We start from the raw sequence: 8,503 nt of genomic DNA, 5'->3' as shown, positions 1-8,503 counted from the left end.
CTTGCACGGCGGCCGGACGGTCTCTACGCTCGCCTCCACAATCTGCACGATGGTGCTCCAAATCTTCCCCATAGGCACATTCGTGAGGTTTCCGTGGCTAAGTCGCGCTCCTCTACGTCCTGAACCGCTGTCAGAATCCTGTGGAGTCCGCACACTTGTTGCTTTGGCTGCGCAGGTTGGGTATCGCCAACGATACATAGAAAGGCGATGTGGCATGAACTTTATCCCCTACGGACGCCAATGGATCGATGATCAGGATCACGCTGCAGTTGCTGAGGCGCTGAGCGACCCGATGCTCACGCAAGGCGAAAATGTCGAGCGCTTCGAGCAGGCGATTGCAGAAAAAGTGGGCGCGAGATACTGCGTGGCTCTATCAAGTGCTACGGCTGGGCTGCATCTCGCCGTGCAAGCGCTTGGTGAGGAGGGAGACGCCGTGGGCCTCACGTCTCCCAATTCGTTCGTCGCGACCTCGAACGCGCTTCTCTATTCTGGGCACAGGCCCCGATTCATCGACATCGATTCTAAGACCGGCAATGTCGATATCGAGCAAATAAATTCAGCCCTGGCCTCTGAAACGACCGTCTTCATGCCGGTACACTTTGCCGGACTTCCGGTCGAGCTCGGAGAACTGAGCAGCGCGCACAACTCATCCCGCTTGAAGATCATCGAGGATGCCTCCCACGCAATCGGTTCAAAATATAGAAGCGGCAATTCGGTGGGTAGTTGCAGCCATTCTCTGGCGACGGTTTTTTCCTTTCATCCCGTGAAAAACCTGACAACAGGCGAAGGTGGCGCAATCACCACGAACGATGAGGAATTTTACGAGCGGCTGTTGCGACTGCGATCCCATGGAATTGAGCGAGAGCCCGCTCGGATGAGCTTCGTACATGAAGGGCCGTGGTACTACGAGATGCAGGCTCTCGGATTCAACTACCGTATGACGGGGATTCAGGCGGCGCTTGGCCTATCTCAGCTTTCTAAGCTCGACCGCTTCATGTCTCGCCGAAGCGAAATCGTCCGTGCCTACAATGACGAGTTATCTGCGATCGACTGGCTGCGGACACCATTGGCGAGCTATCGAGCGGATGTCTGCTACCACCTCTACGTTCTTCAAATCGACTTTGCCGCGATCAAGATGACGCGTGGCGCCGTAATGGAAAAGCTGAAGCAACGCGGCATCGGATCACAGGTTCATTACATACCCATATACAGACAGCCCTACTATCGTGACCGCTTCGGGTTTGAGTTCGCGGCGTTTCCAGAGACTGAAACCTACTACTCGCGTTGCTTGTCGATTCCACTTTATCCCGCGATGACGGATGATGACGTGGCACGGGTAGTAAACGCTGTGAGGGCACTCGCATGAAGGACGTTGCGATTATACCGGCTCGCGGTGGAAGCAAGCGTATTCCCAGGAAAAACATTAAAGACTTCCTGGGCCGACCGATTTTGGCTTATGCCATAGAGGCGGCCCAACGTTCAGGACTATTTTCGCACATTCTCGTGTCAACGGATGATGAGGAGATCGCGGCGATTGCTGAACGCTACGGAGCGTCGGTGCCTTTCATGAGGTCGCTATCGAATTCGGATGATTACTCGACGTTGATCGATGTACTCCACGAAGTAATTGGCGTACTCGATTCGGGCGGATTTGATGCATCGCCTTATCTTTGCTGTCTCCTCCCTACGGCCGCGCTGCTTGACCATAAGCGGTTGATATCAGCGCGTGACATGCTAGCGACAAGCTCAACTCACTGTGTCTTTCCACTTGTGCGATATCGTTCCCCAATACAACGCGCCCTGTTCAAACGCGATGACGGTACAGTGGCGATGAGGGAGCCCGAACAATACCGTAATCGTTCGCAAGACTTGCTTCCATATTATTATGATGCTGGCCAGTTTTACTACACGACGCGCGATGCATGCATCGCTCGCAGGCCTCTCTTAGACGATGGTGCCATCGGCTTTGAACTGAGCGAACTTGAGACCCAGGATATCGATGAGGCGGAAGACTGGGCGCTTTGCGAAATGAAATACAGGCTTCGCCTCGGATGACGGTAGGGGTGAATCGACCGCTATGGATAAATGCAGTCAAACATCGCGTTTGAACGCGCGATCTGAAAGACGTTAAGGATCCCAATGTTCAACGAAAAATCAATCCTCATCACCGGCGGAACCGGTTCTTTCGGCAAGATGTACGTTAAGACTCTCCTAGAGCGCTACACCCCAAAGCGGCTCATCATCTATTCAAGGGACGAATTGAAGCAGTTCGACATGCAGCAGCGCTTCGATGCGCCCTGCATGCGCTACTTTATTGGAGACGTTCGCGATGCCGAACGATTGAGGGTAGCTATGAAGGATGTCGACTTCGTCATCCACGCGGCAGCGCTCAAGCAAGTACCTGCCGCTGAATACAATCCCATGGAGTGCATCAAGACGAACATTCACGGGGCGGAGAACGTCATCAATGCGGCGATCGCCAACGACGTAGACCGTGTGATAGCACTTTCCACTGACAAGGCAGCCAATCCGATTAATCTATACGGCGCCACAAAGCTTGCTTCAGACAAGCTCTTCGTGGCCGCAAATAACATGGCGGGCGGCCATAGAACTCGTTTCTCCGTCGTACGGTACGGGAATGTTGTAGGGTCGCGTGGATCGGTTGTACCTTTTTTCGCGAATCTCATAACCGCGGGCACACAATCATTGCCGATCACTGACGAGCGAATGACTCGGTTTTGGATCTCGCTGCGGCAGGGTGTCGATTTTGTCTTGAAGAATTTCGAGCGCATGCATGGTGGTGAGATTTTCGTGCCCAAGATTCCCTCCGTCCGGATAGTCGATCTCGCGCGCGCAATGGCCCCTGATCTTGATCAGCACATCGTGGGTATTCGGCCAGGTGAAAAACTTCATGAGGTAATGTGTCCCGCGGATGATTCGCATTTGACTCTCGAATTTCACGACCATTATGTCATATGCCCCACCATTCGATTTTACGATGGCAGCAATGACTATGCCATAAACCGCATAAACGAACGCGGTGCCCCTAACGAGCAAGGGTTCGAATACAACTCAGGAAGGAACGAGCACTTCTTGGAACTCGACGAAATAAGCACCTTCAATGCAGAAGCGATGGAAGGGGTCGAGTAAGGCGGCGCCGGCTCTTCAGAGCGGTGGCATATGCACCTTCAGGAATAACAGATGGACTTTTCCGCCTATCGCACATTCGACGACGAATTTCGGGCAAAGTATGCCGATCTCCTTGAGAGCCGCCCGTTTGCGGCTATGTTGATCGAGAAGCAACTCCGAAACTACGAGTCGGGCGCGGCAGCCATCGCAGGCGCCAATATTCGCAAGCTCACCAGATCAAATTACGGGCGCCAATTTCGTGCGCAACTTGCCTTTCGTCTCGGTGGCCTCCTGTCTAGAGAATCTGAACCACGCTACTATCTGAAACTCGAGCGCTTCGACACATTCAAGAGCAATCTGTCTTCGCCGCTGGCTGGCTTGGGGATGAAACCTCTACGAGAGGTAGGGGCGGGACTCATGCCCGAGATGAGGGTCTTGCACCAACTCGCCACACTGGGCGGCGCTTTTCGTACGTTCATGCGCACGGCTGAGGCCGAGGGAATTGAAAAGGCGGTCGCTAACCAAAGGCTCGTGAACCGCCTCGACAAGCAGGCACGCGAGAACTTTGCGCTAGTCAAAGCAATGATTGAGAAGCAGCGGCTCCAGCTTTTCATCGCTGATGGAGATACTCTACCGTTCTCTCGAATGATTTGCGCTGCCGCGAAGGAACTTGCAGTGCCCTACGTGGTCATTGCCCACGGCTACATTCAGAGCCCACGGCTTGTGGGTATTGCGCCCATTTACGGAGACTATCTTGTGACATGGACGGAGCAGCAAGCGGCCGATCTGCGTCAAGCTCTCAGAGAGGAAGAGAAGGCAAAAGTTTTGTGCTTCGGCTATCCAAAGGACACGTATCGTTCCGATGTGACGGGCAATCAGGCTCTGATAGTGTGGCATCCCTTGCATGATGGGGACCTCGCTCTGCAGGTCGAAGAGATTCGCGGCATCATGGCTGCCTTGCAGGCGGCCGGATACGACAGCCGCTTGCGCCTCCATCCAAGGGATACCAAGGCCTGCGCACTTCGAGGATTTTTTTCAGACACTGGCATTGAGGTTTCGAAAGATCCCCTTGCGGATGATCTGGAAAAGTCGGCGCTCGTGATAGGCTCGCGTTCGAGCGTGCTTGTAGAAGCGGCGATGAGCGGCAAGCGAGTGTTTCAGTTGGCCGCCTACAGCACGACCCCATTGGAATGCGTTGCTCCAATAGAACTTGGGCACTCGTTCGAAGCCTCCCTCAATATCAATCAACAGCACGGCACCTGGCGACCTTTCGACTATGAGGCGTTCCTCAATTTCTTGCAACGAATTCGACCATCTTACCAATAATATGGCATACCATCTCACTCTCGGCCACTGGCCGGGCGGTAAGGGCCAGAGCTTCCAGCCTACGCACGCGAGGGATGAGACCGCTGACGTGGGCGCTAGTCTCGCGCGCGTAGGAACTCCTGCTGAGGTGAATGACCAGCGCTATTGTTGTCGTTTTTGTTCCAACCGGTTTTAACGGAGGGATTGAACGCAAGAAGCTGCCGTGTACTAGCAGTGCCACTTGCAGCACACGCCAACTCAGTTGAAGTTCAGGAAGACCATCATGAAGTTTGCCGGTACGGATCTGGCTTATCTAAACACGGATTACGATGTCTGTATCGTCGGCAGCGGGCCTGCTGGCTTTACGACTGCCCTTGAGCTCAAAGACTCGGGCCTGACCGTTTGCATACTCGAGAGCGGCGGCGAGATACCTACGCCGACGGTCAATGACCTGAAAGTCGTGGAAAGTGATGGACTAAGGATTCGCGAGGATTCTCGCGAACGTGTTCTCGGAGGGACGTCTCTCACGTGGTCTGGGTTCATTGCACCGCTAGATGCGATTGACTTTGAGCCAAGGCCTGGAATTCATGAAGGGTGGCCGATTTCGCGTGACGAGATTCAACCGTACATTGATGATTTCGGCTATCGCTATAGGATACCGTCAGCCGAGGCATTCGAATATGATCCGGAGACCGTAGACGAAAGCCACCGTATCCCTTCTCTGCCGTCCGTAGATTTTAAGGTCTTCAGGACGCAGACCCCTCCCTTTCGCTATGGAAAAACGTTTCATCATACCTTTCTGCCGGAGAACTTTGATGTGTTTCTCGGCACGACCGTCGTGAAACTCGCGTGGCATTACGAAACGGCGCGTGAAGTGGTGGATGCCGCGGTTGTGGCGGATGCGTCAGGGCGGCTTCACGAGGTCAGGGCGAAAACCTTCGTCCTCGCGGCTTCAGCGATTGAATCGGTCCGCATACTCCTGAATTCCGGGGGCCTCGGAAATGCTCACGATCAGGTTGGGCGATACTTTATGAACCACCCTAAAGGCAATGTTGGGAGCATAACCTTCTCCAAGGCGTTGGCTCCATCCCACGAGCTCTTCGAGCGCAAATGTCAGAACTTCAATGGGTACGTCGGCCTGCGTCTCAAAGAGAGCATTCAACGGGAGCAGGGTGATCTCAATCCCTATATTCGCCTTGAGATTACGCGCGACGAAGGCGATTATCCAAAGGCCAAGGAACTCTCGAAGGCGTTTCGCTCGACCTTAAAATCAATCGGTCGACGTGATTTTCGTAGTGCAGGTTCATCGGGAATAAGCATGGTGCGACGTGCCGATGGCTTGGGCCAAATCATCGCCAGGGCCGCGAAGCGGATGAGGAACCGGAATACTGGTCTCGTAAAGACCGCCCGGCTGCGCTGTTTCGTCGAGATGGAACCGACACCCGATCATAGGATCACGTTGACGGGTAGACGAGACCGGTTTGGGGTGCCCTTACCAAAGGTTACTCACGCTATTTCGGAGCTTGCACTCCGTTCGGTCGAACGATTGATCTCCAAGATAGAAGAGGAATTCGCGCAGGCAGACTTTGGGAGGGTTTACCGCGCTCAAGGAGCCTTAGCGGATATACTGAGCGTGGATTCTAGCCACCACTTGGGCGGGGCTAGAATGGGAGAGGATCCTAGATCGTCTGTCGTGGATCCTTCGTTGCGTGTGCATTCGTCGGACAATCTCTTCATCGCAGGCGGTGCGGTGTTTCCAACCGGCGGCAACGCAAATCCAACACTCACAATCATCGGTCTTTCCATACGGCTCGCCAACTTCATCAAGGACCGAATGGGACGTCGCGTAGCGTCTGCGGCGCGGCCGCATGGCGCGGGCGTTCTTATCGTTGGGGCGGGCAGGCGTGTCTCGGAAGATATCGTTCCCGCTGTCGAGAACCTCGCTCCAATAGCTCATATCAAAGGCATATACGCCACCAAGCGAAATGTGGTGTTTGGACCGAACGCCACTCACGAAGTGGTTCCTCTCACTGAACTTTCTGAGGTGACAATCGCATCGTCGCGCCTTGTTTACGTCGCAGTACCACCTAACAAGCTCCAATCGGTTTTGGCGAAATTCTTGGATTACAATTGCGAGCATCTTTCGCTCGTGGTGGAAACGCCGGCGGTTGACGCGAAAACCGTTCGCGGAGCCTATGCCCATTTTCGGAAAGTTGTCGTGGCGGAGGACTCGGCGTATCTTCCGTGGCTGGATCTTCTCACTGACCAGAACAAGGTAATCCGGGCGGATTTTGACAGGTCCGGATACAGGTATCATGCGGTTTCTATAGCGCGCGCACTCGCTGGCGACAGCGGCAAGAGGCCACGAATCGCATCCACGCGTGGCAAGAGGGATGACGTTGAAGTTCGCTTTGATGGCGGCTTCGCTGGCCGCATTCGGGGGCCGCGGGACTACGACAATGGCCGCATATTGTTCCAGACACTATCGGGCCGGACCGTCTCTTCCCATCCGGGCGACGGCCATGCGCAGATCCGCTCTTTGATCTCCGGCAATCTCTGCGTGGGATTCGAATTGGACGGCGAGGTGGTCCACCTCTCCGAAATCGAGTCGCGTCTTCTTGGTCGATTTACTGAAAGAGACACGATCGTGTCGCGAATGTTGGATATCAAGCGCGTGGCTCTCTATCGCCTTCTCCAAGGGGTTCTTGCGGACCACCCCAGCTATACGCTTGCCGAGGCCGTCGAAGACGCTTCTCTACGTTGGTAGAGAACAAAGGCAAACTGGTGTTTAACGCTTGCCGTGTGGTCGGCACCCCTCCGGTGACGGCCGCTTGCTGAGTTAGGCTGAAGGCTGCAAGTCCTAGGGTAATCCTCCCCGCGAATAAGGGGAGGATTACCCTAGTGCAAGGTAAGCGGCAAGCAGACCCCGTCTGGCGGAGGGGGTGAGCGGTCGTATATCGGTAGCGGACACGATGAGCTGCTGTGAGCTTCTATGTCTGCGCCTAGTTCTGGAACTAGAACCTTCCATATGATCGAAGCTGTTGCCGACCGCCTTGAGGGTGCGCCGCGGCAGCTTCGCCGACGCTGGTCGGATGAGTTCAAGGCACGGGCGGTGGCGGAGGCATTGGAGCCAGGCGCGAGCGTCTCGGCGATCGCGCATCGGCTGGGCATTCACCCGTCGCAGCTCTTTGGCTGGCGTCGTGCGGTCTTAGACGCTCGGAAGGTTTCCACGGAACCGGCGCGTTGTGAGGTAGTCGCGGCGTATGCTGGCGAAGCGGTGATCGAGGTTGTCATCGGCGACGTGACCGTGCGTGCTCGCGCTGAGGTCAGTGAGGCGCACTTGCAGCGGGTGATCCGGGCGGTGCGGTCGGCATGATCCCCTCCGGCGTGAAGGTGTTCCTCGCCAGTCATCCGGTCGACTTCCGCAAGGGCCCGGATAGCTTGCTGTCGCTGGTGCGTGACGCCGGCAGTGATCCGTTCAACGGTGCGCTATACGTCTTCCGGGCCAAACGAGCGGATCGAGTGAAGATCGTCTGGTGGGACGGCTCCGGCGTCTGCCTTTATGCCAAGCGATTGGAAAAATCGCAGTTCTGCTGGCCCCGCATCGGTCATAACCGGGTTCAGCTCAACCATGCCCAGCTTCTGGCGCTCATCGATGGCATGGACTGGAAGCGGGTTCGATCTGTGCCGGTGAAGCCGCCGGAAATTGTTGGGTAAAAGCCCTCCGGCGAAGTGAATCAGCGGCCTGAAAGGGCAGGAAAACCGGAGCAAAATGTGCTCTGGTCGAACCGATGACGCCGCCCGATCTCAACCTTCCAGACGACGTTGAAGCGCTGAAAGCCATGGTGCTTGCCATGGCCGAAAAGGCGGCGCGGGCCGATGCCCTGGAGAGCGAGGTCGCTGATCTCAAGGCACGAAACGCCGATGCCGATGAGCGCATCGAGCGGCTGACGCAGATCCTGAAGGCCTTCGATCGCGCCCGGTTCGGCCGCCGGTCGGAGAAGCTCGGCTCCCCAAGCACCGACGACGAGCAGCAGGCCTTTGTCTTCGAGGAGATCGAGACCGGCAT

General features: G+C 55.7%; 8 protein-coding genes. All 8 read left to right on the top strand.

Annotation, left to right across the window (positions count from 1 at the left end):
• Nucleotides 1-214: 214 nt before the first annotated feature.
• Nucleotides 215-1,366 carry a UDP-4-amino-4,6-dideoxy-N-acetyl-beta-L-altrosamine transaminase gene (pseC, locus tag N181_RS04375; protein ID WP_037436806.1) on the top strand — a complete coding sequence of 384 codons (1,152 nt, stop codon included), beginning with the start codon at nucleotides 215-217 and terminating at the stop codon, nucleotides 1,364-1,366.
• Nucleotides 1,363-2,055, top strand: coding sequence for a pseudaminic acid cytidylyltransferase (pseF, locus tag N181_RS04370; RefSeq protein WP_037436804.1), 693 nt, complete (start codon nucleotides 1,363-1,365; stop codon nucleotides 2,053-2,055). Before pseC ends, pseF begins: the two co-directional genes overlap by 4 nt.
• Before the next feature lie 84 nt (nucleotides 2,056-2,139).
• Nucleotides 2,140-3,150: a UDP-N-acetylglucosamine 4,6-dehydratase (inverting) gene (pseB, locus tag N181_RS04365; protein WP_037436801.1), complete on the top strand. Its 1,011-nt coding sequence runs from the start codon at nucleotides 2,140-2,142 to the stop codon at nucleotides 3,148-3,150.
• Between the two features lie 51 nt (nucleotides 3,151-3,201).
• Nucleotides 3,202-4,455, top strand: coding sequence for a hypothetical protein (locus N181_RS04360; RefSeq protein ID WP_037436800.1), 1,254 nt, complete (start codon nucleotides 3,202-3,204; stop codon nucleotides 4,453-4,455).
• A 262-nt stretch (nucleotides 4,456-4,717) separates the two neighbouring features.
• Nucleotides 4,718-7,201 carry a GMC oxidoreductase gene (locus N181_RS04355; protein WP_037436798.1) on the top strand — a complete coding sequence of 828 codons (2,484 nt, stop codon included), beginning with the start codon at nucleotides 4,718-4,720 and terminating at the stop codon, nucleotides 7,199-7,201.
• A 261-nt stretch (nucleotides 7,202-7,462) separates the two neighbouring features.
• Nucleotides 7,463-7,810 (top strand): transposase, encoded by a 348-nt coding sequence (locus tag N181_RS04350; protein ID WP_234892920.1) that lies wholly within the window; start codon nucleotides 7,463-7,465, stop codon nucleotides 7,808-7,810.
• The gene (gene tnpB, locus N181_RS04345) at nucleotides 7,807-8,151 is read left to right on the top strand and encodes an IS66 family insertion sequence element accessory protein TnpB (protein ID WP_037437662.1); all 345 of its coding nucleotides are present in this window, start codon (nucleotides 7,807-7,809) and stop codon (nucleotides 8,149-8,151) included. Before N181_RS04350 ends, tnpB begins: the two co-directional genes overlap by 4 nt.
• 74 nt (nucleotides 8,152-8,225) lie before the next feature.
• On the top strand, nucleotides 8,226-8,503 hold a 278-nt coding region (locus N181_RS04340; protein WP_202907430.1), incomplete at its 3' end, for an IS66 family transposase.

This window comes from Sinorhizobium fredii USDA 205 (assembly GCF_001461695.1).
Classification (GTDB): Bacteria; Pseudomonadota; Alphaproteobacteria; order Rhizobiales; family Rhizobiaceae; genus Sinorhizobium; species Sinorhizobium fredii.
Note: the sequence above shows the minus strand (reverse complement) of the source record. Positions and strands in the feature narration are given on the sequence as shown.